Annotated in this window: 23 protein-coding genes; 13 read left to right on the top strand and 10 right to left on the bottom strand. The window is 55.9% G+C overall.

Annotated elements, in window-relative coordinates:
- Nucleotides 1-98 precede the first annotated feature (98 nt).
- The 3 genes from CMR03_RS09790 to CMR03_RS25980 are packed head-to-tail and all read left to right on the top strand — an operon-like array spanning nt 99 to nt 2482.
- Nucleotides 99-1310 carry an MFS transporter gene (locus tag CMR03_RS09790; RefSeq protein WP_096011422.1) on the top strand — a complete coding sequence of 404 codons (1212 nt, stop codon included), beginning with the start codon at nt 99-101 and terminating at the stop codon, nt 1308-1310.
- A 15-nt stretch (nt 1311-1325) separates the two neighbouring features.
- Nucleotides 1326-2216 carry a siderophore-interacting protein gene (locus tag CMR03_RS09785; protein WP_096011421.1) on the top strand — a complete coding sequence of 297 codons (891 nt, stop codon included), beginning with the start codon at nt 1326-1328 and terminating at the stop codon, nt 2214-2216.
- 14 nt (nt 2217-2230) lie between these two features.
- On the top strand, nt 2231-2482 hold the full coding sequence (locus tag CMR03_RS25980) for a GFA family protein (RefSeq protein ID WP_443094390.1): 252 nt from the start codon (nt 2231-2233) through the stop codon (nt 2480-2482).
- On the opposite strand, the gene CMR03_RS09775 is transcribed toward CMR03_RS25980, so the two are convergent.
- Nucleotides 2405-3268, bottom strand: a complete 864-nt coding sequence (locus CMR03_RS09775; protein ID WP_096011420.1) for a LysR family transcriptional regulator — start codon at nt 3266-3268, stop codon at nt 2405-2407. The two genes, CMR03_RS25980 and CMR03_RS09775, sit on opposite strands and share 78 nt — an antisense overlap.
- Nucleotides 3269-3366: 98 nt before the next feature.
- Here CMR03_RS09775 and CMR03_RS09770 point away from each other — a divergent pair, with 98 nt between their 5' ends.
- Nucleotides 3367-3876 (top strand): phenolic acid decarboxylase, encoded by a 510-nt coding sequence (locus tag CMR03_RS09770; RefSeq protein WP_063878065.1) that lies wholly within the window; start codon nt 3367-3369, stop codon nt 3874-3876.
- A gap of 220 nt (nt 3877-4096) precedes the next feature.
- The gene (locus tag CMR03_RS09765; protein ID WP_096011419.1) at nt 4097-4417 is read left to right on the top strand and encodes a DsrE family protein; all 321 of its coding nucleotides are present in this window, start codon (nt 4097-4099) and stop codon (nt 4415-4417) included.
- 10 nt (nt 4418-4427) lie between these two features.
- Here CMR03_RS09765 and CMR03_RS09760 read toward each other — a convergent pair whose 3' ends face one another.
- Nucleotides 4428-5663: an NAD(P)/FAD-dependent oxidoreductase gene (locus tag CMR03_RS09760; protein ID WP_096011418.1), complete on the bottom strand. Its 1236-nt coding sequence runs from the start codon at nt 5661-5663 to the stop codon at nt 4428-4430.
- A 185-nt stretch (nt 5664-5848) separates the two neighbouring features.
- On the opposite strand from CMR03_RS09760, the gene CMR03_RS09755 reads away from it, so the two are divergent.
- From CMR03_RS09755 to dsbG, 5 genes are read left to right on the top strand one after another with little or no spacing between them, the layout of a single operon-like run.
- Complete coding sequence (locus CMR03_RS09755) at nt 5849-6640, top strand: sulfite exporter TauE/SafE family protein (RefSeq protein WP_063878062.1); 792 nt, start codon at nt 5849-5851, stop codon at nt 6638-6640.
- A 17-nt stretch (nt 6641-6657) separates the two neighbouring features.
- Nucleotides 6658-7953: a bifunctional sulfur transferase/dioxygenase Blh gene (blh, locus tag CMR03_RS09750; protein WP_096011417.1), complete on the top strand. Its 1296-nt coding sequence runs from the start codon at nt 6658-6660 to the stop codon at nt 7951-7953.
- A 24-nt stretch (nt 7954-7977) separates the two neighbouring features.
- Nucleotides 7978-8403, top strand: coding sequence for a YeeE/YedE family protein (locus CMR03_RS09745; protein WP_096011416.1), 426 nt, complete (start codon nt 7978-7980; stop codon nt 8401-8403).
- A gap of 15 nt (nt 8404-8418) precedes the next feature.
- Entirely contained in the window at nt 8419-8847 is a 429-nt protein-coding gene (locus CMR03_RS09740) for a DUF6691 family protein (protein WP_096011415.1), read from the top strand.
- Between the two features lie 21 nt (nt 8848-8868).
- Nucleotides 8869-9621: a thiol:disulfide interchange protein DsbG gene (dsbG, locus tag CMR03_RS09735; protein WP_096011414.1), complete on the top strand. Its 753-nt coding sequence runs from the start codon at nt 8869-8871 to the stop codon at nt 9619-9621.
- 6 nt (nt 9622-9627) lie between these two features.
- Here the strand turns inward: dsbG and CMR03_RS09730 are convergent, their stop codons facing one another.
- The 6 genes from CMR03_RS09730 to CMR03_RS09705 form a co-directional block, all read right to left on the bottom strand.
- Nucleotides 9628-10644 (bottom strand): substrate-binding domain-containing protein, encoded by a 1017-nt coding sequence (locus CMR03_RS09730; protein ID WP_096011413.1) that lies wholly within the window; start codon nt 10642-10644, stop codon nt 9628-9630.
- A gap of 29 nt (nt 10645-10673) precedes the next feature.
- Nucleotides 10674-12083 carry a sucrose-6-phosphate hydrolase gene (locus tag CMR03_RS09725; RefSeq protein ID WP_096011412.1) on the bottom strand — a complete coding sequence of 470 codons (1410 nt, stop codon included), beginning with the start codon at nt 12081-12083 and terminating at the stop codon, nt 10674-10676.
- Nucleotides 12083-13453, bottom strand: a complete 1371-nt coding sequence (locus CMR03_RS09720; RefSeq protein ID WP_063878055.1) for a sucrose-specific PTS transporter subunit IIBC — start codon at nt 13451-13453, stop codon at nt 12083-12085. Before CMR03_RS09720 ends, CMR03_RS09725 begins: the two co-directional genes overlap by 1 nt.
- Nucleotides 13454-13519: 66 nt before the next feature.
- The gene (locus CMR03_RS09715; RefSeq protein WP_063881080.1) at nt 13520-15037 is read right to left on the bottom strand and encodes a carbohydrate porin; all 1518 of its coding nucleotides are present in this window, start codon (nt 15035-15037) and stop codon (nt 13520-13522) included.
- A gap of 238 nt (nt 15038-15275) precedes the next feature.
- Nucleotides 15276-16520, bottom strand: coding sequence for an MFS transporter (locus tag CMR03_RS09710; RefSeq protein WP_096011411.1), 1245 nt, complete (start codon nt 16518-16520; stop codon nt 15276-15278).
- A 49-nt stretch (nt 16521-16569) separates the two neighbouring features.
- Nucleotides 16570-19656, bottom strand: coding sequence for a beta-galactosidase (locus CMR03_RS09705; protein ID WP_096011410.1), 3087 nt, complete (start codon nt 19654-19656; stop codon nt 16570-16572).
- Between the two features lie 131 nt (nt 19657-19787).
- Here CMR03_RS09705 and CMR03_RS09700 point away from each other — a divergent pair, with 131 nt between their 5' ends.
- A complete protein-coding gene (locus CMR03_RS09700; RefSeq protein WP_096011409.1) occupies nt 19788-20000 on the top strand; it encodes a hypothetical protein in 213 nt (70 codons plus the stop codon).
- A 186-nt stretch (nt 20001-20186) separates the two neighbouring features.
- Here the strand turns inward: CMR03_RS09700 and CMR03_RS09695 are convergent, their stop codons facing one another.
- On the bottom strand, nt 20187-21104 hold the full coding sequence (locus CMR03_RS09695; protein WP_096011408.1) for an aminoimidazole riboside kinase: 918 nt from the start codon (nt 21102-21104) through the stop codon (nt 20187-20189).
- 230 nt (nt 21105-21334) lie between these two features.
- Here CMR03_RS09695 and yghU point away from each other — a divergent pair, with 230 nt between their 5' ends.
- Together yghU and CMR03_RS09685 are read left to right on the top strand one after the other, a co-directional pair.
- Nucleotides 21335-22198 (top strand): glutathione-dependent disulfide-bond oxidoreductase, encoded by an 864-nt coding sequence (gene yghU, locus CMR03_RS09690; protein WP_063878050.1) that lies wholly within the window; start codon nt 21335-21337, stop codon nt 22196-22198.
- Between the two features lie 11 nt (nt 22199-22209).
- A complete protein-coding gene (locus CMR03_RS09685; RefSeq protein WP_063878049.1) occupies nt 22210-22500 on the top strand; it encodes a DUF1330 domain-containing protein in 291 nt (96 codons plus the stop codon).
- A 182-nt stretch (nt 22501-22682) separates the two neighbouring features.
- Here CMR03_RS09685 and CMR03_RS09680 read toward each other — a convergent pair whose 3' ends face one another.
- Entirely contained in the window at nt 22683-24119 is a 1437-nt protein-coding gene (locus tag CMR03_RS09680) for a methyl-accepting chemotaxis protein (RefSeq protein WP_096011407.1), read from the bottom strand.
- Between the last annotated feature and the right edge of the window lie 138 nt (nt 24120-24257).

Raw genomic sequence — 24257 nt, 5'->3', positions numbered from 1 at the left:
ATTCTGCCGATAACAGTTCTCATTATCAACGACAATTGTTAGAATTGGCGGAATAAATTTTACAAATACATACAACAAAGATACGGGTTAGCAACATCGTGACATCTCTTGAACTGACCGCGACGCCGCAAAAAGCCTTATCTAACTGGCCCTTAGCGATAAGCGCCGGATTGCTGGGCATCGGCCAGAATGGTTTGCTGGTGGCTATCCCGATGCTGGTTGCACAGACCAGTCTGAGCCTGTCGGTCTGGGCAGGACTGTTAACGCTTGGCTCAATGCTGTTTTTGCCCTCTTCGCCATGGTGGGGAAAACAGATCGCGCGCGTGGGAAGTAAACCGGTCGTGCTGTGGTCGCTGGCCGGTTATGGCGCCAGTTTTTTGCTGCTGGGCATCGGCTGTACGCTTCTTTCCACGCAGTCCATTAGCCCCTCGATTGGATTAGGCATACTAATTATTGCCCGGGTTATTTATGGCCTGATGGTGTCGGCAATGGTGCCGGCGTGCCAGGTATGGGCGCTGCACCGGGCCGGTGAAGGTAAGCGCATGACGGCACTGGCCACCATCAGTTCCGGCCTGAGCTGTGGCAGGCTGTTTGGCCCGCTGTGTGCCGCCGGAATGTTAGTGATTCATCCACTTGCCCCCTTGGTACTGTTAGTGGTTGCGCCGTTGCTGGCGCTGATGATGTTACTGCCTTTGCGCGATAACGCGCCGCAACCGGCCGTGGCGCGTAACAATGCCCGGCTGCGCATCGAGTGTCTGCCCTATCTGCTGTGCGCCCTGCTGCTGGCGGCAACGGTGAGCCTGATGCAGTTGGGCCTGTCCCCGGCGCTGGCAAGACAGTTTGTGGGTGATACCGCCGCGATTAGCCATCAGGTAGCCTGGCTTCTGAGCGTGGCGGCGATCGCCTCACTCGGCGCGCAGTTCACGGTATTACGCCCCCAGTTACTGACGCCGCTTGCGCTGTTGCTGAGCGCAGGGCTGTTGATGTCTCTGGGGCTGGGGATGATGCTGAGCACGCCGCTCTGGCTGTTTTATACCGGCTGCGCCTTGCTTTCGTTTGGTGCTGCACTGGGCACGCCAGCCTATCAGCTGCTGTTAAATGACAAGCTGGCAGACGGCGCGGGGGCAGGCTGGATAGCCACCAGCCATACCTTAGGCTACGGATTATGCGCGCTGCTGGTGCCACTGGTGTCTCAGTCGCATGGCGAGACAGCGCTGATCGGTGCCGCCTTCGCTGCTGCCCTGCTGTTTATGGCGATGTCAGCGTTGATCTGGCGCGCACGCCGCCGCTCCACCTTATCGGCTTATTAACTAAAAGGAACGACGATGGCTGAAGTCCATAGCTACCGCCTGTTTGACGTAAAACTGGCACGCAAGCGTCATCTTTCTCCCTCTATGCTGAGCCTGGTGTTTAATGGCCCCGACATCGCACAGATGAAATCTGATGCGCCTGACCAGAGAATTAAAATTTTGCTGCCTGCCGAAGATGGCAGCATGCCCACGCTCCCTGACAACGGTGAGTGGTATCAGACCATTCTGTCGCTGCCAAAAGAGCAGCGTCCCCTGTTGCGCACCTATACGCTGCGCCATCTCGATCCTGACCAGCAGGAACTCACCATCGAGTTTGTCAGCCACGGAACCGAAGGCCCGGCATCAGCCTGGGCGATCAACGCCCAGCCGGGTGACAGCCTGGTGATCGTTGCGCCTAATGCGGCCTATGCATCTGACAGCGGCGGATATGAATGGACGCCGCCGGACGCGCTGCGCAACGCATTACTGATTGCCGATGAAACCGCGTTACCCGCGGCGAAAGGCATCCTGGAAAAACTGTCCCGGCAGAAAAATCCGCCGCGAGTGCAGGCGTTTTTTGAAGTCCCGGATGCGGAGGATTGCGTCGGTTTACAGGCTTATGCATTTGCCGACATCACCTGGCTGCCGCGCAAACCCGCTTTTGCCTCACACGGCGAATGCCTGGTCGAGGCGATAAAATCCCGGGTTAAGGTGCCTGATGGCGGTCATCAGCAGGACGTACAGGAAGAGGCAGAAGGCGAATTGCTGTGGGACCGCGCTCAGGCCCGCAACAGCGAGTTTTACGGCTGGGTCGCCGCCGAGTCGACCGTAGTGAAGTTATTACGTCGCCACCTGATTGGTGAACGCGGCGTCGATCGTGAAGCGATCAACTTTATGGCTTACTGGGCCAAAAAACGGGCCCACTAAACGCCCTGTCGAGAGTGGCGCGTTGGGGGATTTCTGGACGCTGTTTATGCGCAGCGGTGGTGTTCAGGCTGGCCCACAAACCCAGCCATTTCGACCGCTGTCACGGTTTGCTGTGTCGCCGCCAGATCGGCACGGGCCATAATCTGGCCACGCTCGTTAACGCAGACCCGTTTAGCTGGCCGGTCAGGTCAGGTAGCCTTTTTCAGCAGATCGAGCAGAGTGACGATTTGTGGGTCCAGCCTCAGGATGTCTTTCTTAATCAGTAAATGCAGCGTGGTGGCGCGACGGACGCCATGCTGTAAGGGCAATATTTTTAGTGTTCCCTGCGCCAGTTCCTGCTCGATGCGCTCATGCGGAATCCAGCCATAGCCCACCTGATGCATCACCGCCTCTACCGCCGCCTCGATGGTCGAAAACGACCAGTAGTCGCCATTACTGCTCTCATCCTGCACGGTGAAATGTTCCCGGTCGGCGATACGAATCAACGGATACAGCGCCAGCTGTTCTTCGTCGAGCGTCACCCCGCGATGGTGCAACGGATGGTCACGGTGAGCCACGGCAACGAAATCCACGTTCATTAACCACTCACCCCGCCCGGCCATATCCTGGCGCTGAGTCACCACCATCACATCGGCCTCGGCGTAGTCGGTGTCGGTTTCCAGCACTTCGGTAAGGTTGATCTGGGTGTGAGGATGGCATTGCTGAAACGCCTTTAGGACGGAAAACAGGCGACGACGCGGAAAGATACTGTCGACCACCAGTTCCAGCTTTGTCCTGACGCCGCTGCGTATTGAGCCTGCAAACGCCTCCAGCGAATGGAAGGCTTTAAGTAATGGTCGCACCTGCGCCAGCAGCAATTCCCCTGCGGGCGTCAGCACGGCCTTGCGTCCTTCGGTATGCAACAGCGTAATGCCAATGCGCTGCTGCAACATGGCAAGGTTATAGCTCACGGAGGACTGGCTGCGATTGGTGAGCATCGCGGCCCTGGCAAAGCTGCCCTCGCGCACCACCTTGTCCAGCAAACTCCACTGCTCCAGCGTCGTCTTGTGCATAACCCATCCAATTTTTGAATCAATTTCATCGTAAATTAGCGTTTTTAATTCATAAAGTGAATGGTTAAGCTGGGTTCAACCAAAGAGGAGAACAAATTATGAGCAGCTTTGACAAACATAATCTTGACGGCTTTATCGGTAAACATCTGGTTTATACCTATGACAACGGCTGGAACTACGAGCTGTATATTAAAAATGAAGACACCATCGATTACCGCATTCACAGCGGCATGGTGGGCAACCGCTGGGTCAAAAATCAGCATGTTTACGTTGTCAGAGTCGGTGAAGATATCTATAAAGTCTCCTGGACTGAGCCGACCGGCACCAGCGTCAGCCTGATTGCTAACCTGGGCGATAAACTGTTCCACGGCACCATCTTCTTCCCGCGCTGGGTCATCAACAATCCTGAGCGTACCGTGTGTTTCCAGAACGACCATCTGGAAGAAATGGCGAAGTACCGCGATGCCGGCCCAACCTATCCAATAGAAGTGATTGATGAGTTTGCCACCATCACCTTTGTGCGTGATGCGGGAAAAAATAACGAAGACGTGATTGCCTGTGCCGCAAGTGAATTACCCGCAAATTTCCCTGAAAATCTGAAAAATTAATCTGAACAAAGGGGCAATGCCCCTTTTCCTGTTGGAAAGACGCATACAGCAATCCCCCGGTTATTACCGCGATAATACAACAAGCGTTTCTGTTTTTATTTAACGCGAATCGCCGACGACATATTTGCTTTCAATCGTCAAATTCATCTGTCCCTGTTGATGTTTTATCCTGTGCCATCGACGTCTTTTTCCGTTGCGGTAAATACCGCCGAGGCACAGAATGAAGATAATTTTGCACGTCCCCGATAAAAACCGTATTGACAATGCTTTTGCTAATGCAGGCAACCTGCTTAAAGAAGCGGATTTTAACGGCGACATTGCCATTGTCTTTAATGGCGACGCGGTTAGCGATGTTATTGGCAGGATTATTTCTGACGCCCTTAAGCAGGCACCGGCCGTCACATTATTACTCTGTCAGAATAGCCTTAAGGCGCAAAATATTGACGTCAGCACGCTGCCAGTAACCTTTCACGTGGTTCCGGCAGCGATTACCTATATTATCGACCAGCAGTCGCAGGGCGCATTATACATTCGCCCCTGATCGGCTTGCTCTACAGCGGCTTACTTTTAGCAAACCACTCAATTCCGCGCAGCATGCCAGCCCAATAGAAACGCGGCAAAAACCAGGCTTTTAACCACCATGCGGCGCGACTGGGTCGGGCTGAATGGAGCGGAAAAGTCGGAAGCAGGCGGTTGCCATAGCCAAACTCCGCCAGCACGACTTTGCCTTTCTCCACGGTGAGCGGGCAGGAGCCGTAGCCATCGTAACGCGTTTCAGGCACACCTCCGTCAATGACCTGTCTCAGGTTTTCCGCCACCACCACGATCTGTTTACGGGCGGCGGCGGCCGTCTTGGCATTCGGTGTTGAACAGCAATCGCCCAAAGCAAAAATATCTGGCCAGCGGCTGTGCTGCAGCGTCTCTTTATCGACATCACACCAGCCAGCAGCATCCGCCAGACCGCTTTCGGCGATAAACTCAGGCGCGGCCTGAGGCGGGACAACATGGAGCATATCGAACGGTAGGGTAACGTCATGCGTGCTGCCGTCAGCATCGGTGACGGTAAATATCGCCTGCTTATTCATGCCATCGACGCCGGTAAGGACATGGCCGAAATTCACCTGCGCCCGGTATTTCTCCAGGTAAGCCGTTAACGGTGGGACAAATTCGGGCACGCCGAAGACCACCTGACCCGCCAGACAAAATTGAATATCAATCTGCGCCAGACAACCCTGACGCTGCCAGCGATCGGCAGAGAGATAGAGCGCTTTCTGCGGCGCACCCGCGCATTTTATCGGCATCCCCGGCTGGGTAAAAATAGCCTTCCCCTGCTTCAGATTTTGCACCAGTTCCCAGGTGTAGCTCGCCAGATCGTATCGATAGTTTGACGTTACGCCATTGCGGCCCAGGGTTTCATTCAGACCACTGATTTTGTCCCAGCGCAGGATCAGACCGCTGGCGATAATCAGGTAGTCATAATCTATTTTTTGGGCAGAGGCAGTTTCAATATATTTCTGTTCAGGTGATATCTGGGTTACCGCATCCTTAATCCAGTTGACGCCTGCCGGAATAACCGCATCCATCTGTCTGCGGGTTTTTTCAGCGGAAAATAATCCTGCGCCGACCAGCGTCCAGGCGGGTTGATAATAGTGCTCTTTTTTAGGCTCAATGAGGGTTATTTTGATGTTCTTAATGCGTTTCTTAATACTTGCGATGACGCCAATTCCAGCTGATCCACCACCAATAACAACAAGATGAGGATGATGGGGATTATTTTTATCGTTCATGCAGGCCTCCCTTTCGTTTAACCGTAGTGGATTGCGGCACAGAGATAAAGCGAATCAATAGACTTTAAAGTTATAAAAAAAATCACTTATAATATTTAGATATATGATATAGCGAAAAGAAATAATAGATTGACAGTTATTTGTCGCCCCTCTTTAATACCTTAAAAATAGCGTCAGGAATGAAAATGGTCATTCAGGAATTTACCCATCTTTCTGCCCTCACGATGTGCCTGCTAATCGCAACAGGTATCGCCGTGGGCTTTTTTCTGGCGCTGACCGGCGGGGGCGGATCGGTCGTGTGCGTGCCGCTGCTGCTGTACCTGGTGAAAGTCCCCGACACACATCGGGTCATTGGCACCAGCGCTATCGCCGTGGCAATAAGTGCCCTGATCAATCTTTTTGCCCACGGCCGAAAGGGAAATGTCAGATGGGCGACGGGCGCGACGATATCGCTCGTGGCGGTGTGCGGCGCGCTGATCGGTGCCGAACTGGGGAAAATCGTCAGTGGGCAATACCTGTTACTGCCGTTTTCGCTTTTGATGTTTACCGTGGCGCTGATGATGCTGAGGAAACACCGTCATTCGCCCGACGCGCCTGCACATGAGAAACACGTTTCCCCCATCCTCGTCTGGGGAAGCGTGCTGCTGCTGGGCAGTTTGGCCGGATTTATGGGCATCGGTGGCGGTTTTTTAGTGGTGCCGGTGCTTGTCTGGTTGTTTCGTTTTCCCGTGGTGGAGGCGATAGCGACGTCGCTGATGGTGGTATTCGCCATGGGGATCTCAACCAGCGCAAGCTATGCCCTGGCCGGAAAAGTGTCGCTGGTCATGACCGCTTATCTGATTGCGGGCGGCCTGCTGGGCGGCTTACTGGGTGTGGCGGTGGCCAACCGTCTGAAGAAGAATGAGCGCGCGATTAACGCGGTCTTTTCGACCATGCTCATGGTGATGGCCAGTTACATGTTGCTTAAAAATCTCTGAAAAAACGGAAAAACCTGATGAATATTCGCCATTTTAATGCGCAAATCGCCTTTGCCGATGCCCCGCTTGCAGAGGATTTCCGGCAGTTGCATCAGTTGGGCTATCAGATCGTGGTGAATAATCGTCCTGATGAGGAAGACGGCCCGTTTCTTCACCATCAACAGGAGAAAGCGCTGGCTGAGCAACTGGGCATGGACTATGTCTATATGCCGTTCACGTTTGACACGCTGAGCTGGGAATATGTGGATGCTTTTCATCGCCGGGTGGAACGCGGTGGGAAAATCCTTGCCCACTGTCGAAGCGGCGCGCGCTCCGTAAGCCTGTTTTTGCTGCACGATTTACGCGAAGGGCTGATTGATGAGGCCGAATTCCGCGCTCAATGCCAGCAGTTCGGTGCCGACGCCGACAAAGCCCTGACCTGGTATGCCAACAGAGTACGCAAACCGCCGCAGGCAGAAGTCCATCATTTTTATGAACCCGAGAGCGGAAGCCTGCAATATGTCATCGCTGACGGGCAGGCCAAACGCTGTGCCATTATCGATCCGGTGCTGGACTTTGATCGCCGCTCAGGTGCGGTATCTACCCAGCAGGCTCAACGCCTACTCGATTTCATTCAGCAAAAAAACTGGCAGGTTGCGTGGATTCTGGATACCCATCCTCATGCCGATCACTTCTCTGCCGCAGCCTGGCTGGCTCAGCAAACCGCTGCGCCCACGGGCATTGGCGAAAAGGTCGCCGAGGTACAACGGCTGTGGCAAAAACTCTATCACCTGCCCGACCTTAATCCAGCGGATAAAATCTGGGACACCTTGTTCAAGGACGGTGATGTCTTTTATGTGGGTAACCTGCGTGGCGAGGTCATCTTGTCTCCCGGTCATACGCTGGCGTCGGTAACCTACCACATCGCTGACTGTGCCTTTATCCATGACACGTTCTTTATGCCCGACAGCGGCACGGCACGGGCTGATTTCCCCGGCGGCAGCGCTGCCGTATTATGGGACAGCCTGCAGCGCATCCTGCAGTTACCTGACGACACCCGTTTATTTACCGGGCATGATTATCGTCCTGACGGGCGCGACGTGCAGTTTGAAAGCACGGTACGCCAGCAGCGGGAAAACAATCCCTGGGTCGTGAATCAGCATCAACACACGTTTATTGCCCGGCGACAGCAGCGTGATGCCACGCTCCCGCTTCCTGAACTGATGCTGATGGCACTGCAGGTCAATATCAACGGCGGACGGTTACCTGAACCGGAGAGCGACGGCGAGCGTTATCTGAAAATCCCGTTAAACCGCTTTTCACTTAAGACGTAAGCAGGGCATAAGGAGTCGAGCGTCATGCATATTGACCTGATCCATTTTACTCCGTGGCAAAGCCTGGCGGGCGGGCTGCTGATTGGCGCGGCGGCAGGCATGTTAGTGCTATTTTGTGGTCGCATAGCCGGTATCAGCGGCATTCTGGGCGGTCTGCTTAAACGCCGGTCATCCGATAAGCCCTGGCGGCTGGCCTTCATCGCGGGGCTGGTTCTGTCGCCGCTGGTGTATCAACGGTTCAGCGCCCTGCCGTCAATCGAGATTGACGCCTCGTGGGGGCGGCTGGTGCTTGCTGGCTTACTGGTAGGGCTAGGAACGCGTCTGGGTTCAGGCTGCACCAGCGGTCACGGCGTGTGTGGATTATCCCGGCTGTCGCCGCGCTCACTGGTTGCGACACTGGTCTTTATGTTAACCGCCATGCTGACCGTTGGCGTGATGGGTCACGGCTAAAACCCTGGAGGCACGATGGCCGTTTTATTTTCTCTGCTGAGTGGACTGTTATTTGGCACGGGCTTACTCGTCAGCGGCATGGCGAATCCGGCTAAGGTTCTGGCTTTTCTGGACATTTCCCGCACCTGGGACCCGTCGCTGGCCCTGGTGATGTGCGGCGCGATTATCGTCGGGCGGCTGACGTTCTGGCTGGCTTCCCGACGGAAGCGCCCGGTATGGGGCGAAACCTTCCATCTTCCCGCCAACAGGGCACTGGATAAAAGGCTTATCATCGGCGCTGTCCTGTTCGGGATCGGCTGGGGACTGGCGGGCATCTGCCCCGGCCCGGCGCTGGTACTGATCGGCGGCGGTGTACTTAAAGGCGCAGTCTTCATGATGGCTATGCTGGCAGGTATGCTGTTTTTTGCGTGGTTCGACAACCGCTCATCCACCAACATAACGTGAATTCACACAAGACAGGGATTAATGAAAACCTTCAGGATAGCGATCTCCGCCGTGCTGTTTAGCAGCACGACCCAGGCGGCAACGCTGCCAGCGCCCGTCCAGCAAATTGAAAAACAGGGCGTGGAAATAATCAAACCCTTTACGGCCCCCGGCGGGGTTCAGGGCTGGTTAGGTAAATATCAAGGCACCGGCGTCACCGTTTACCTGACGCCAGACGGTCAGCATGCGATTTCGGGCTATATGTACGATGCTCAGGGCAAAAACCTCAGCGAAAAAATCATCAACGATGAAATCTACCTGCCCGCCGGGCGTGCAATGTGGAAGCGGCTTCAGGCCATGCCGGGCATCAATGAAGGCAGCACCACAGCCCGCTGTCAGGTGGTGGTGTTTGCCGATCCGTTTTGCCCTTACTGCCGAACGTTCTGGCAGCAGGTGCAGCCGTGGGTGCAGAACAACACGCTCAGCATCAAAACGCAGCTCGTCGGTATTCTTAAACCTGAAAGTGGGCGCTATGCTTCTGCCATTCTGGCGGCAGCCGATCCCGCCAAAGCCTGGCAGGATTTTGAACGCTCGCAGGGGCAAACCAGACCGGTCTTCCCGGACAGCACCCCACGGGCGCTGTTCGATCAGATTCAGCATAATCAGGCACTGATGCAGGAGCTGGGTGCCAACGGCACGCCCGCTATCTACTACCTGAATCATGGCCAAAAACTCCAACAGATTGTTGGCCTGCCTGATAAGCAGCAGATGGCGGACCTGGCTGCCTGTCGCTAAGCGGCGTTAACGCGCCAGAGAGGACCGGTAACGCAGCCTGGCGGGCAAGATAATTTGCTTGTCCGCCGGTTCCTGCCCCTGAATCATCTGGGTAATGACGGAAAAACACTCCTGCGCCAGGCGAGGGACGTTCTGCTCCACGGTATCGATATGCAGTGACAGCGAATCATACAGGTAGTGATCGTCGAAACTGGCGATGTGAATATCACTCTCCAGCAGACGGTGCTGACTCATGTAACGCAGTACCCCTTCCAACAGGCCACAGGCGGCGGTAAACAGCGCTTTGGGTGGTCTGCCAAGACGGGCACACAGGGCGGCAAACATCTCATAGCCGCTGCTGGGATGATAGTTGCCCTGAATAATCCATTCCGGACGTGGACTCACACCGGCGCGCTCCAGCCCCTGCATAAAACCGGCCAGACGATCTTTGGTCGGTGAAAGTCGTGGCTGACCGCCCAGGAAATACACCTCATCGGGATGCGCACGCGCCAGGCGCTCTACCAGCTCGGCGGTCGGCGTAAGGGAATCGGTGATCACCAGCGGCAAACTGCTGTTATTCACATGACGGTCAAACAGCACCACCGGCAGTTGTTCACTCAGCTTCAGGTAATCGCTGTCGCTTTGCTGACTTGACGCGACGATCAGGCCATCCACCTGACGTGAGACAAGGTTGTTCACCACCAACGTTTCCTGGCTGGCATTTTCATCGGTACAGGAGATCAGCAGTTGCAGCCCGGCCTCACGACAGAGGTTTTCCAGCGCGTGAGAAAAAACGGCGAAACCGTAGTTAGTGATCTCCGGTACCACCAGCCCTAACGTATGGCTGCGGTTTTCGCGCAGCAGTCGGGCGTGGATACTTGGCAAATAATGGTGCTGTTGTGCAAGGGACATGACGCGATCGCGCGTCTCTTCTGCCACGCGCAGCTCTTTACCGCGCCCGTTGAGCACCAGGCTGGCCGTGGCTTTTGACACCCCGGCCAGCGCAGCGATATCACTGATGGTAACGCGCTTTGTTTTTTTCACGTCGGTGCTTCGTTTAAGGAAACAAGGGCTTATTCTACCATGCAGGATCGTAACGACCAGTAGCAGGCAGTGACTTCTGCGCTGCCGCTCAGGTGTAAACGGGCAGGATGCTGCGGGAAGTAGCGGCTGCTCATCACACCTTCTCCGTCGTTGATAAAAATCTCTACGCTGGAGTGGTCGCACAGAATATGCAGTTTGCGTGCGCGGCCGCACCAGTGACGATAAAGCCATTCGCCGTTTTCCAGACTGCGGCGTGCCAGACAAAGCGCATCCTGATGCCAGGTCAGCCGCAGCGTATCGGCAAAGTCCAGCGTGATATCGCCGTCGGACGTCAGCACCAGCTCAAGACGCCGGGCCTCTATCTCGGGTGCCCAGTCCGCACTGCCGTGATAGCGCTGCTCGTCCAGCCGCAGCGCCTGCAGCTCCGCGACCGGCTGTTGGTACAGTCGGCCTTCCCGCTCCGTCAGCTCACGCAGGCAGGTCATCTGATGAATCCAGCCAAACGCCACGGTCGGCTGGCGCATCTCTTCGCCGTCCGGTACGCCCATCCACCCCACCAGCAGCCTGCGTCCGTCCTGGGTCAGCGTGGTCTGCGGGGCATAAAACTCAAAGCCGGCATCCAGTTCATTGAAGGCGCCGTGCTGGTAATGCGCCTGCTCATAGTCGAGCGTGCCGCTAAGCCATGCGCAGGGATGGGTGTTCAGATAGCGCTTCTCTTCCCGGGCAATGCCCTGCGGGCAGCAGATCAGAAACGTCGAGGCTCCCAGGGTAAACAGGTCGGGACATTCCCACATATAGCCCGCCGCGCCGAGTCCTCCCAGGCCGCTACCGGCAATTTCGCCCAGGTTTTCCCAGTGGTGCAGGTCGCTGGAACGCAGCAGCAGGACTTTGCCCTGTAACTGCCTGTCCTGCGCGCCCAGCACCATGTACCAGTGCGCGCCATGCCGCCAGACTTTAGGATCGCGGACATGGCCGGTGTAGCCTTCGGGCAGCGGAATGACCGGTCCCAGCTTGTCGAATCCGCCCTCGCTGTTCTGCACGGCCAGGCATTGCCAGGCGGTGCGCGAGCCGTCCTCGAATTTGACGTTACCGGTGTAACACAGGGTCAGCTCGCCGTTGTTGTCCACCGCGCTGCCGGAATAGCATCCACTGCGGTCATACTCTTCATCGGGCAACAGCGCGACCGGCTCGTGTTCCCAGTGCAGTAAGTCGGCTGAACGCCAGTGGCCCCAACATTTGTGCTTATGCTCGCAGCCCAGTGCATTCCACTGATAGAACAGATGATACTGTCCGTTGAAGTGGATAAATCCATTGGGATCGTTCAGCAGCCCCGTCACCGGTGCCAGGTGCCAGCCGGGATAGTGGCTGTCCTCACGCGCGTTGGGCTGGCCTTTCATCACCGCCTTAAGCATGGCGGGCAGCAGGTTTTTCAGGGCCATTATTCAGAATCCGTTTTGTACTTCAGCAGGAAAGCGATCACAAAGGCGACACTAAAGGCGATAACCATACCAATAACGTAGTTCAGCAGCGAACTGGCCTGAACAATCGCCATACCGGGTAAGCCGGTCAGCCCGACGGCGGTCATATAGACCTTAACGGACACCACCCAGGCACCGCCGATGGCTCCCCCGATCAATCCGGCGATAAACGGCTTCATAAAGCGCAGATTGATACCAAAGATGGCGGCTTCGGTGATCCCCAGTAAGGCCGAAAACGCCGAAGGTAAGGTAATGGCTTTGATCTTAGGATCGTTGGTTTTAAACCACACCGCCAGACATGCGCCACCCTGGGCAACGTTCGCCATTGCCCAAATGGGTAACAGAAAATTGACGCCGATAGCGGGATTACCGAGCAGTCCGGCTTCAATGGCATGGAAGCTGTGGTGCACGCCGGTAATCACAATCACCGAGTAAAGCCCCCCAAACAGTAATCCGGCCAGCCAGCCAGCATGGGCAATTAACGTGCTGAGTATGAAGGAGATGCCGTCACCCAGCGCGCGTCCCGCCGGACCGATAATCAGCAACGCCACAAAGCCAGAAATAATGACGGTCAGGAACGGGGTCAGAATCAGGTCGAGCGCGTCAGGGATAATGCGCCGCAGTTGTTTTTCCAGCAGGCTCATAAACCACACGGCCAGCAGCACCGGAAACACCGTGCCCTGGTAGCCGATCATTGCCACTTCAATTCCAAAGAAGTTCATGGTGTGGAAACCGGACGCCACGCCCCATGCATTGGTTAAGGCCGGATGGGTCAGAATGCCGCCCAGCGTGGCACCCAAAAATGGGTTACCGCCAAACTCACGCGCCGCCGTAAAGCCAATCAGGATCGGCAGAATAATAAACGCCGCCGAACTGCACATATCCAGCATGATATACAGGGCATTTTCCGGGTTAACCCAACCATAGGTTTTGACCATCCCCAGCAGGCCCATTAACAGGCCGGATGCGACAATCGCCGGAATAATTGGAACAAAAATATTCGACAGTAACCGGGCAATCCGCTGGAACGGGTTGAGTTTGCGGGCGGCAATGTCGGCCGCTTCGGATTTACTCGATTCGCTGATACCGGCTTCCGCGACAAAGGCTGCGTAGACTTTGTTGACCACCCCGGTGCCAAAAATCACCTGTAGCTGTCCGGCATTACGGAAACAGCCTTTTACCCCGTCGATCTTACCAATTGCGCTGGTGTCCGCTTTGGCGTCATCGACCAGCACCAGCCGGAGCCGGGTCGCGCAGTGCGCCGCGCTGGCAATATTTTCTTTGCCACCCAGCAACGGCAGTAATGCACGGGAGATGTGTACAAAATCCATAAAAAACCTCTGTGTTATCGTGTGATGGTGTCAACCCGCCAGAAACGGCCCCGCAGGGCCGGATCGTCAGAACCAGGTTTCCATTTGTACGCCAAAGTTCCATTCACCGCCGGCTTCAAAACCGCTGCTGCCAAAGGCATCGCCGCGCGCATAGTTATCCAGTCGGTGGTCCCAGTCCATCCAGGTGGCAAAGAGGCGAATTTCCGGTCGCTTAAGGAATTCCCCTACGTTGCTGGCTTTCAGCGTAGGCGCGACGGTCAGTTTGTAGAAGTTACCACTGACCGCACTGCGCTGGTTGAAGCCCTCTGGACGTAAATCCATATACTGATAGGTGGCTTCATACTGCATTTCAAAGTTCTCCGTTATCCCCTGAATCAGACGCATGTTGGCGGTGGCCCACTGATAACTGTCGCCCTTGACGTAACGATCCTTGCTGCTTTGTGCCAGCACCGCTGGCGCGATATGCCAGTCGCCGCCCAGTGGCGTTATGCCGTAGCTGGCCAGTCGCCAGGTATCGGCATCCGGTAACAGCGCCCCGTCTGACCCAATGGCTTTCACCTCTGCGCCTAAACCGTGCCCGTAGAGCAGCGCGGTTTTCGCAGACCCTTCACGCAGGCCATAGAAGCTGTCGTTATGCAGCCCCAGCAGCGCATGGACACCGCTATTTGCGGCGTCGCCTTTGACTTTAAGGCCGTTCACATCCAGTCGGTCATCGTTGTCTTTCGCGCGCATGCCGCTCAGCATCAGCTGGAACGGGCCGTAAAAGTTGTTGGCGGTCAGGATGTAGTTCTGCGCGGTGTTATCGTTATTCTCAATATCACCGAACGTACGTCCATACAGCGACAGGTTACTGTGAGCCTGATCGCTCCACTTCATGTCGTAAATACCCGCCCCGGTACCGGCGAGAAACACCACATCGGAGTCGATCCAGTGGATATCGAAATTATCCCGGTCAAAGCGTTTACCTGCCCAGACAGTTGTGTCTTTGAACGCCCCCGTGAAGGTCGGGAGCTGGCCCAGTTCGACAAACGCCTGACGCAGATTGAGGTCGCTGCTGGAAGCCGTCCAGTCGTTATAGGTACGCTGACCGTCGGCCAGCATCGCCTTGAAGCGGGTGGTCGCGCCGTTTTCCAGCGTTTGTTTATGTTCCAGATTCAGCTCTACGTAAGTATCAGGTTCGTTACCCAGACGTCCCACGTGCCCGCCGGTTTCCCCCGCAGGCGTCACGGTGGGGCCACCCTGGGTTTTCGTCGCCGAACTGTTCATCAGCAACCCAGAGCGGGCATAGCCGTGAAATTCAAAACCCTCTTCACTACTCGCTTTCTGTTCAAGCTTCGCCGTACGCTGTTCAACCTGTGTCGCGGTGGCCTGGCTCTTTTGCTGCGCGCTGGCAAGCTGCTGAGCCTGTTTTTCTGCCGCTTCCGCGCGATTTTCTGCCGCATTCGCCCGCTGTTCTGCCGCCTGTAACCGCTGCTCCAGTGCTGCCAGCCGTGCTTCAATACTGCTCATGCTTGGTTCTGCTGCCAGAACCGGCCCCGAACTCAATAGCAGACCAACGGTGACGGCAAGTGCCTTTTTTCTCATCGTTTTACATCCCAGAAAAGGTAAGGGTCGTGATGTTGTTTTTTGCTAAACCGGTTTAGTTTGCGGATGATATTCATCGATGTATTTTCAGGCAAAGTAATTTGCTAAACCGATTTTATGAATGTGAGACAGTTCGCAAAATGAAGCGATGCGGCAGAAAAAGAAGGCGGGAAAGCGGTGAGAAAGCAGACAACCGGATGCGCCATCGAGCCCATCCGGTCAGGTTATGACAGTGAGGTCAGGCAGCCTGACGGCGTAAAAGCGTCAAGGGCCCCGGCCCACTGAGGGTGAAAACCGAGATCAACGTAAAGGCCATCGCAATACAGCCCAGCACCAGATAGGCACCGTGGAAGCCAATACTTTCGTACATGTTACCTGCCAGAACCGACATGAAAATCATGGCTAACTGCTTGAAGAAACAGAAGCACACCAGATAAATCGTGGCAGAGAAGCGCACCTCAAACTGACTGGTGATGTACTTAAAGCAGCCAACAATCAGGAAGGGAATCTCAAACATATGCAACGTTTTGAGGATCACCACTTCCACGGCGCTAGTGGCAAAGGAGGAACCAATAATGCGCACTGACATAATGGTTCCGGCCAGTAACAGGGCGTTCTTGCCGCCGATACGGTTGACGATCAACGGGGCAAAAAACATGATCGAGGCATTCAGTAATTCGCCCAAGGTGGTCACATAGCCAAATACCCGCGTGCCCTGCTCGCCGGAGGCAAAGAAAGAGGTGAAGAAGTTAGCAAACTGTTGGTCGAACACATCATATGTACAGGACACGCCCACCACATACAGCGACAAAAACCACAGCTTTGGCTGCTTAAACAGCTCCAGAGCCAGCTTCAGGCTGAAGCCTGACTGATTCGCGCCAACCGCCTGGGCGACCGTGGCTGACGACGAGGTGCTGGTACGGGAGAAGAACAGCAGCAGCGCCAGAATCACGGCACAGCCTGAGCCTAACCAGAACACGAACTGGTTGTTGATGGTGAACATGATACCGACGATGGAGGCGCACAAGGCCCAACCTACGCAGCCAAACATACGTGCCCGACCAAATTCAAAGTTGCTGCGGCGACTGACTTTCTCAATATAGGCTTCAATTGCCGGTGCCCCGGCGTTGTAGATAAAGCCCAGGTAAATACCGCCAACAATCGAACCTGCCAGAATATTCACCTGCAACAGCGGGCCAAAAACGTAAATAAAGAAAGGGGCGAACATCACCAGCATGCCGGTGATCACCCACAGCAGGTGTTTGCGCAGGCCAAGCTTATCGGACAACAGGCCAAACAGCGGCTGAAACAGCAGAGAAAACAGCGAAATACTGGCAAAAATAATGCCGGTATCCCCTTTGCTGATGTGGTTGATATCATGCAACCAGATAGGGAAGAACGGGAAATAGGCACCCATGATGAAAAAGTAAAAGAAGAAGAAAAAACCAAACAGCCAAAAATTCGAATTTTTTAAATAGTACATAACGGACGTCCTCAAGCAAGCATCAGGCAGGCGCGAGCCTGCCCGCGCATTATTTTTGCTGCCCCCAGATAAACTGGTAGCTATAACGTCCTGCGCTGAGCAGGAATTCTGGTGATACCGACGGGCTCCAGGAATCATCTCCGCCGACGCCCATATGGAAGCCATCAAGATTGAGCCACGTGCCCGTTTCAGGCTGTAACAGGTGGCGATGGCTGGTTTCCATCAGCTGTTTCTGACTGTAGCGACTGATGTTGAACTGGAAGTTGCCACGCCACTGATGCGCGCCATAGCTGAGTTCTCGCGTGCCACAGCGCAGCCCGTTCTCGGTGGGGAAGACATACGGGGTGTACATCTCACTCAGCGGTAAATCCCAACGATCAAAGCAGGCCGAGGTCAGGCGATCCGGGTAGTTTTCATGCGGTCCCAGGCCTAACCAGTTCACCCGGTCGGCAATCTCGGTCAGCTGACAACTCATACCGATGCGGGCCGGATAAGGCGTGCCGCTTGCCACCTCCACATTGACCGTTACCGCCATCTCGCCAAATCCATCAATGCGGTAGGTTTTACGGCTGATAAACAGGGTTTTGCCCTGGAACTGCCAGGCATGGGCGGTGGTGATCACGACCGCACTGGAGAGCGTTTCAGCACTGCATTGCAGGTTCATCACCTCTGCCTGATAGTGGCCCGCCGCTTTCCAGCGCTCTACCCAGGCATTGGGATCGATGCGGGTGACTTCGCTGACACCGATATCGTTATCCAGCGGCGCGCGGGTGAACTGGTCGAGCAGCGGTGTCAGTAACTGCGGCTTATCGTCAATCCAGTACTGCATCAGTGCGCCCTGATGACGGCAAAATTCCCAGCGCTGGTTGTTGACCGCAATGCTGTAGCTGGCTTCGCTGCTGCTGAGTTGAGGCGCGTTCGCCGCCGGAGAGGGTACGGCGATGCTCAGAATTTCGTCCAGCGGCCACTGTTGCCAGGCGCTGATATGACCGGCTTCTGACCAGGCGGTCGGCTGAGGCTGCGCCACCCGCACCGTCAGCCAGAGCTGGCCTGCGGATTCAGGCAGCGGCACGTCCGGTAGCCTGATCTGCTGGCTGCCCTGCGGGGCGATATCCAGCGTGACGTCACCGGAGGCCAGCAGATTGCCGTCCTGGGCAACCGACCAGTGCAGGATTTCATTATCGCTGTGACGGAACAGGTATTCACTGGTCACTTCCAGCGTGCGTTCGCTGCCCGGTAGCAGTCTGAACTGGAAAAACTGCTGTGCGTGACGGGCTTCATAAAGCGAAGGATGGGGCGTACGATCGGCAAAAACCAGTCCGTTCATACAGAACTGACGATCGTTGGGCGTATCGCCAAAATCGCCACCGTAAGCGGACCAGGGTTCGCCGTTATCGTCATGTTTAATCAATGACTGATCGACCCAGTCCCAGACAAAACCGCCCTGCAGACGCGGATACTGACGAAATGCCTGCCAGTATTTTGCATAGCCGCCAAGGCTGTTCCCCATAGCATGGGCGTATTCACAGAGAATAAGCGGACGCTGTTCGCCCGGCATAGACAGCCATTTTTTAATGGACCATTTCGGCACGGCCGGGAAAGGTTGATCCTGATCGACCCGCGCATACATCGGGCAGATAATATCGGTGGCCGCCGTATTCGCGCCGCCGCCTTCGTACTGTACCGGACGGGACGGATCTTCGCTTTTCAGCCAGCGGTACAGCGCATCGTGGTTCGCGCCGTGGCCCGATTCGTTGCCCAGTGACCAGATAATAATGCAGGGATGATTACGATCGCGCTGCACCATACGCGTGACGCGCTGGCTCATCGCAGGCAGCCAGGTGGGATCGTCGCTCAGACGATTCATCGGCACCATGCCGTGGGTTTCGATATTGGCTTCATCGACTACGTACAAGCCATAATAGTCACACAGGCGATACCACAAGGGATCGTTAGGATAATGGGAGCAACGCACCGCGTTGAAGTTGTTTTGCTTCATCAGCAAAATGTCCTGCACCATGGTGTCGCGATCCATCACCTGACCGCGTTCAGGATGGTGTTCATGCCGGTTGGTGCCACGAATTAACAATGGCTGACCGTTCAGCAACAGCAGGCCGTTTTCAATGCTGACGTGACGGAATCCTACGTCGCAGGCTTCCGCCTCAATCAACGTGCCGTCTGCCCGATGTAACTGCACAACAGCCCGATAGAGATGCGGGGTTTCGGCGCTCCACAGCGCGGGGTTATCGACCTTGATACACAGCGTTGCCCGGTCGTTCCACGCGCCGCGCTCGTCAATAATTGCACTGCCCAGTGGCGAGGTCGCTTCGCCGGTCAGTTGGTCAGCCGCGAAGAGCTGCACGCTAACCCGTAAGTCGTCATCCAGCGCCCCGGCTACGCGCACCTCGGCTTCCAGCCGGGCACGACTGAAATCGTCGTTAAAGTGGGTACGAATGCGCAGGTCACGGATATGGCTGGCGGGCTTATGCAGCAGGGAGACATCGCGAAAAATGCCACTCATGCGCCACATATCCTGATCTTCCAGGTAGCTGCCATCGCTCCAGCGCAACACCATAACGGCCAGTCGGTTTTCACCGCCGATCAGAAACTCGCTCAGATCGAACTCAGATGGCAAGCGGCTGTCCTGGCCGTATCCCACCCAGCGTCCGTTGCACCAGAGATAGAAGGCGGAATTCACGCCGTCAAACACGATTCGGGTTTGCCCGCTTTGCAGCCAGTCAGCATCGACATTAAATGTGAGCGAATAACATCCTGTGGGATTTTCAGCCGGAACGCGCGGCGGATCAACCGGAATGGGATAGGTCACATTGGTATAAACCGGCACATCGTAGCCCTGCATCTGCCAGACTGACGGCACGGCGAGAGTAACCGCATCGCTCAGGTCGTGGGTGCGCCAGCTGTCCGGCACCGCCTCGGGCGCAGGAAAAAAGGCAAATTTCCATTCGCCGCTCAGGCTTTTTCGCTGTGCAGATTGTGCATTCTCATGCGCCGCTTCCGCGCTGCGCCAGCTGTAAAATGGGGGATGGGCGTCCAGTCGGTTCAGTTCGGTGACGCCGGGGTTTTCCCAGTCGCGCCGGGCCAGTACGGCCGCTAGTGAATGTGTATCCAGGGTCATGGCAGTCTCCTGCGTAAAATTGTTATCCGCTCACATTAAGCTGACATTACGAGGCCGGGATGGGGATGTAAAGCAAGGAAGGGCGAATGAGTGAACTGCCTCACAGCAAAGCGTGACTGGCGATAAAGTTTATGATCCGCGTCGCTGTCCTTGCGGAACCGGACAGCACGGGCCGTCCACCAACGGGGGCGGCCAAAAATGGGCGGGGAAACAGACTGACATCGGTTAAAACCGGTCGCGCTGCGCCGTTGGCGCCTGGCGACCTGCAACAGGCAAAGGGGCGAACCCTGGCACTGGCACTGGCAATCCCAGCCTTAACGCTGCCTATCGCCAGCAGCCAGTGATTCAGCACAGCCAGGGGCCGCTTGGTTAACCGTAGCCTGACGCGACAGGCTGCATAGCCACCTGGAATGGTTGGCCCGTTAATGTACTCGTCGCGCGATCCGTTGACGCTGACCGGGACACCGCCCGCAGGCTGACCTGATGCGGGCGATGGCGGTTCGTCCATAAATCGCGGTGTTATCGACTAATTATCCTTCAATTTGATGACGATAAGGCAGCGCAGTCATGGCCCCTTTCGCCGTGGTCGCCAGCGCGCCGCACTGCTGGGCGCTGCTGAGCCGTGCCGCCAGTTCAGCCTCATTGGCTGGCATTCCTTTTTCCGCCAGGCCCCACAGCAGCCCGGCGACAAACGCATCCCCTGCGCCGGTGGTATCTACGCTGACTACAGGCAGCGTGGGATAGTGATAATGCTGCCCTTGATGCCAGACTTTTACCCCGGCTTTGCCCTGGGTAACCATCAGCAGCGGAATCGCAAAGCGTTCAGCCAGCGCCTGCATACTGTCATCGCCTTGCGCATCCTGGGTCAGAAACACCAGCTCTTCCTCAGACAGTTTGACCACATCAGCCAGCTGCAACGCCCGGTTCACACAGTCCCGTAACTGGACGTCATCACGCCACAGATCGTGACGAATATTGGGATCAAAGCTGACAAAACCACCGGCATCACTTATCTGCTGCATGGCAGAAAAGGTGGTGGAACGTGAGGGTTCCGCCGCCAGAGCAATCGAGCAGCAGTGAAGCCATTCACCCGGCTGAAAGGTGGGGAGATCGCCGTCTTCCAGAAACAGATCTGCGCTGGCCCGTACCATAAAGGTAAAAGTCCGCTCACCTTCATGATCCAGCGCCACCACCACCGTTGAGGTACGCTGGGCGCTGTCGAGCGTCATATAGCGGGTATCAACCTGCTCAGTCGCCAGCGTATGTTGCATAAAGTGACCAAAAGGATCGTCCCCGACCCGGCCAATGAAGCCGCTGCTGCCCTGCAAACGGGCAATCCCGACCGCCACATTCGCCGGCGCCCCACCGGCACACTGTATTAAATGCCCCGGCCCGTCCGGAAGCAGATCCACCACGGCGTCACCCAGACACCAGACTCGCGCTGACATATTATTCTCCCTACTCAGATGCAGCTAAAAGTTTACTAAACCGTTTTAGCATAGCAACGCTCAGGCGTAATGAATGTGATTTGCGCCAGGAAAATGCACGTCAAAAAGCGGTAAAGCTGTCTGTAGCACGGTAGTAAAGCGATACAAAGTCACCGCCATCAGGGTTAAACCGGCGCGCTGGCAACTGCTACACTCGTGAAAACTCCAAACACAAAAAGGCGAACCTCATCATGTCTGAACAACACTATCAGCCCGCTAAAGTCTGGAAGTGGGACCCGGAAGCGAAAGGTAATGGTGCCAGCACAAACCGTCCTACCGCGGGCCCTACCCATGAAAAAGCCCTGCCAGTGGGTAAGCATCCGCTGCAGCTCTACTCTCTTGGCACACCTAACGGCCAGAAAGTGACGATTCTGCTGGAAGAGTTGCTGGCGCTGAACGTGAACGATGCAGAGTACGATGCCTGGTTAATCAATATTGGTGAAGGTGACCAGTTCACCAGCGGTTTTGTTGAGATCAACCCTAACTCCAAAATCCCGGCACTGTGCGATCATTCCGCTACCCCGCCCATTCGCGTATTTGAATCCGGCAACATCCTGCTCTATCTGGCGGAAAAATATGGTTATTTCCTGCCGCGAGATCCGGCTCAACGTACCGAAACGCTGAACTGGCTGTTCTGGCTGCAAGGCTCTGCCCCTTACCTTGGCGGCGGCTTTGGCCACTTCTATCACTACGCACCGGAAAAGATTGAATACGCGATCAACCGCTTCTCGCTGGAAGCGAAGCGTCAGTTTGACGTGCTGGATCGCCAGCTCGCTGACAACCGTTATCTGGCAGGTGATGATTACACTATCGCGGATATCGCGACCTGGCCGTGGTACGGCAGCATGGTGCTCTACAACCAGTACAATGCGGCAGAGTTCCTTGACCTTCAGTCCTACAAAAATGTGGTGCGCTGGGCCAAAGAGATCGCCCAGCGTCCGGCCGTTGTACGCGGCCGCAAAGTAAACCGTGTGATGGGCGAGCCAGCCGATCAGCTGCGCGAGCGTCATGACGCATCGGACTTTGATACACAAACCCAAGATAAAAAAGCCTGAGGAGAAACACGTTGAGCGCTTACGTTGTATTTATTCGTGACAATACCCTGAATCAGGATGAAATGGCCATCTACGCTGAGAAAGCGGGTAAGGCCCATGGCAACCATCCCATCAAGCCTTTAGCCTTTTATGGCGAGCTGGAAACCCTGGAAGGGCCTGAAGCGGAAGGTGTGGTGATTATTGAATTCCCAAGCACCGACGCCGCCCACGCCTGGTATGACAGTCCAGAATATCAGGAGGCGAAACAGCACCGCCTGAAAGGCGCTAATTACCGTGTTCTGCTGGTGAAAGGCGTCGAATAACCGTTTGCCCTGAAAACAGCCGTCGTCCAGCAGGCCAGCCCGTGAAGCTGGCTGGCCTGCTGATTTACGGCGGCTCAATACGACGTCAGTGACGCGCCCGCGCCACTCTGCGCGGCAATGGCCGGGTTTGCACCTGCGCCCTCAGCCGCACGCTCCCACGACCGCGTCTCTGCCTGCCCCGCTTAACTAAAACGGAACAGTGAGATAGCCTGCTGTAATGCACTGGCCTGCTGACGCTGTTGCTGCGCCACCTGAAGCGTTTCCGTCACGTGTTTAACGTTGTGATGCACGCTGTCGTCAATGCTGTTAATGCTGTGCTGAATCTGTTCGATACTCTGATTCTGCTGCACGCTCATCGCCGACAGCTCGTTCACGAGCCGGGAAAGGCTGTCGATACTGACGAGAATGGCCTGCATGGTCTGGGCGGCCTGATCAACCTGTACGGTGCCCTGCTCGGCACTGGAACTGGACATATCCATGAGCTGGCGAATATCACGGGCGGCATTTTCACACCGTTGCGCCAGGGTGCGTACTTCGTTGGCGACCACGGCAAAGCCACGGCCTTCCTGCCCGGCGCGGGCGGCTTCCACCGAGGCATTCAGGGACAGGATATTGGTCTGGAACGCGATGCCGTCGATCAGCTCAAGGATGGTTTTGACCCGCCCCGACTCCACGTTAATTTGCGCCATGGAGGCCATTGCCTGCTGAATATTGTGTTGTCCCTGGCGGGTAACCTGACAGGTTTCACGGGCCAGGTCGCAGGCCGTTTGCGCTTTATCCCGCGTATGACTGGCGGCGACGCTGATTTGCGACATTGCCGCAGTGGCAACGCCCAGCGCCTGCGCCTGCTCGTCGGTGCGCTGCGACAGGGCGGCGTTGCGCGACAGCATGCTGTCGGATTCCTGCAGCAGTGCGGAGACGCCGTGGCTGACCTGATTTAGCGTACCGCGCATGGTGCCCAGCGTCTGGCTAAAGGTTTTGGCGAACGGCGTTTGACTCTGTTGCGTATCCGCCGACAGCGTCAGGCAACCCGGTTCACGGTTGATCCAGGCGGCCAGTTGGGCGACCTCGCTCGCCGAACGCATGTCTGCCGCCATCTGACGCGCAATCACCACCAGCATCGCGGTTTGTACCACCACGAACAACCCGTGGAATAACACCATATTCAGGCCGGGATGATGAAAGACCACGATGCCAAACCGATCGTTTTCCTGCAGATAGTTGAACAGCAGATGATGCACTGCACCTGTCGCGGCGGCCATCAGTAGCGGTCTGCTGTCGCGATAAACCAGCAGCACTGACAACAAGACAAACACCGAGAAGTGAAATTCGGTTTCACCCTGGCCCAGCTGAATCAGTAAGCCCGCGAAACCGATGAGCGTGAAGGCCAGCCATAATCGTGAAAACAGCGTGCCATTTGCCAGCCATCCCACCAGCGTGGCGACCAGGGCCAGGCCAGCCCCCACGATGACCGCCAGCAGAGTTGCCTGATAAAAGCTGCCCACAATGACTGAAATCACCAACAATATCCAACACAGCACCACCATCAGCCGATCGGCCTGCTGTGCAATACGCTGGAGCGAAACGCCCTCTCCCGCGCGTGATCGGTTTTTATCCATGCTACGCTTCCACCAGAGGTTAAACCGCGCCTCCGGATGGAAACGCGGGCAATTATGATCGGCGCAACGGGCGCAGACACCTCAGATTGCTATCGACAAATCATCAAAATACTTTACTGATGGTGATGTTTTACGGGG

Source organism: Pantoea allii (assembly GCF_002307475.1).
GTDB classification, from domain to species: Bacteria; Pseudomonadota; Gammaproteobacteria; order Enterobacterales; family Enterobacteriaceae; genus Pantoea; species Pantoea allii.
The sequence above is the reverse complement of the archived record's forward strand: the minus strand, read 5'-3'. Positions and strand labels throughout refer to the sequence as shown.

Coding starts and splice junctions, on each gene's coding strand:
- CMR03_RS09785 (WP_096011421.1), top strand. CDS start 1,326: ATGGCTGAAGTCCATAGCTACCGCCTGTTTGACGTAAAACTGGCACGC.
- CMR03_RS09775 (WP_096011420.1), bottom strand. CDS start 3,268: ATGCACAAGACGACGCTGGAGCAGTGGAGTTTGCTGGACAAGGTGGTG.
- CMR03_RS09770 (WP_063878065.1), top strand. CDS start 3,367: ATGAGCAGCTTTGACAAACATAATCTTGACGGCTTTATCGGTAAACAT.
- CMR03_RS09765 (WP_096011419.1), top strand. CDS start 4,097: ATGAAGATAATTTTGCACGTCCCCGATAAAAACCGTATTGACAATGCT.
- CMR03_RS09760 (WP_096011418.1), bottom strand. CDS start 5,663: ATGAACGATAAAAATAATCCCCATCATCCTCATCTTGTTGTTATTGGT.
- CMR03_RS09755 (WP_063878062.1), top strand. CDS start 5,849: ATGGTCATTCAGGAATTTACCCATCTTTCTGCCCTCACGATGTGCCTG.
- blh (WP_096011417.1), top strand. CDS start 6,658: ATGAATATTCGCCATTTTAATGCGCAAATCGCCTTTGCCGATGCCCCG.
- CMR03_RS09745 (WP_096011416.1), top strand. CDS start 7,978: ATGCATATTGACCTGATCCATTTTACTCCGTGGCAAAGCCTGGCGGGC.
- CMR03_RS09740 (WP_096011415.1), top strand. CDS start 8,419: ATGGCCGTTTTATTTTCTCTGCTGAGTGGACTGTTATTTGGCACGGGC.
- dsbG (WP_096011414.1), top strand. CDS start 8,869: ATGAAAACCTTCAGGATAGCGATCTCCGCCGTGCTGTTTAGCAGCACG.
- CMR03_RS09725 (WP_096011412.1), bottom strand. CDS start 12,083: ATGGCCCTGAAAAACCTGCTGCCCGCCATGCTTAAGGCGGTGATGAAA.
- CMR03_RS09720 (WP_063878055.1), bottom strand. CDS start 13,453: ATGGATTTTGTACACATCTCCCGTGCATTACTGCCGTTGCTGGGTGGC.
- CMR03_RS09715 (WP_063881080.1), bottom strand. CDS start 15,037: ATGAGAAAAAAGGCACTTGCCGTCACCGTTGGTCTGCTATTGAGTTCG.
- CMR03_RS09710 (WP_096011411.1), bottom strand. CDS start 16,520: ATGTACTATTTAAAAAATTCGAATTTTTGGCTGTTTGGTTTTTTCTTC.
- CMR03_RS09705 (WP_096011410.1), bottom strand. CDS start 19,656: ATGACCCTGGATACACATTCACTAGCGGCCGTACTGGCCCGGCGCGAC.
- CMR03_RS09700 (WP_096011409.1), top strand. CDS start 19,788: ATGATCCGCGTCGCTGTCCTTGCGGAACCGGACAGCACGGGCCGTCCA.
- CMR03_RS09695 (WP_096011408.1), bottom strand. CDS start 21,104: ATGTCAGCGCGAGTCTGGTGTCTGGGTGACGCCGTGGTGGATCTGCTT.
- yghU (WP_063878050.1), top strand. CDS start 21,335: ATGTCTGAACAACACTATCAGCCCGCTAAAGTCTGGAAGTGGGACCCG.
- CMR03_RS09680 (WP_096011407.1), bottom strand. CDS start 24,119: ATGGATAAAAACCGATCACGCGCGGGAGAGGGCGTTTCGCTCCAGCGT.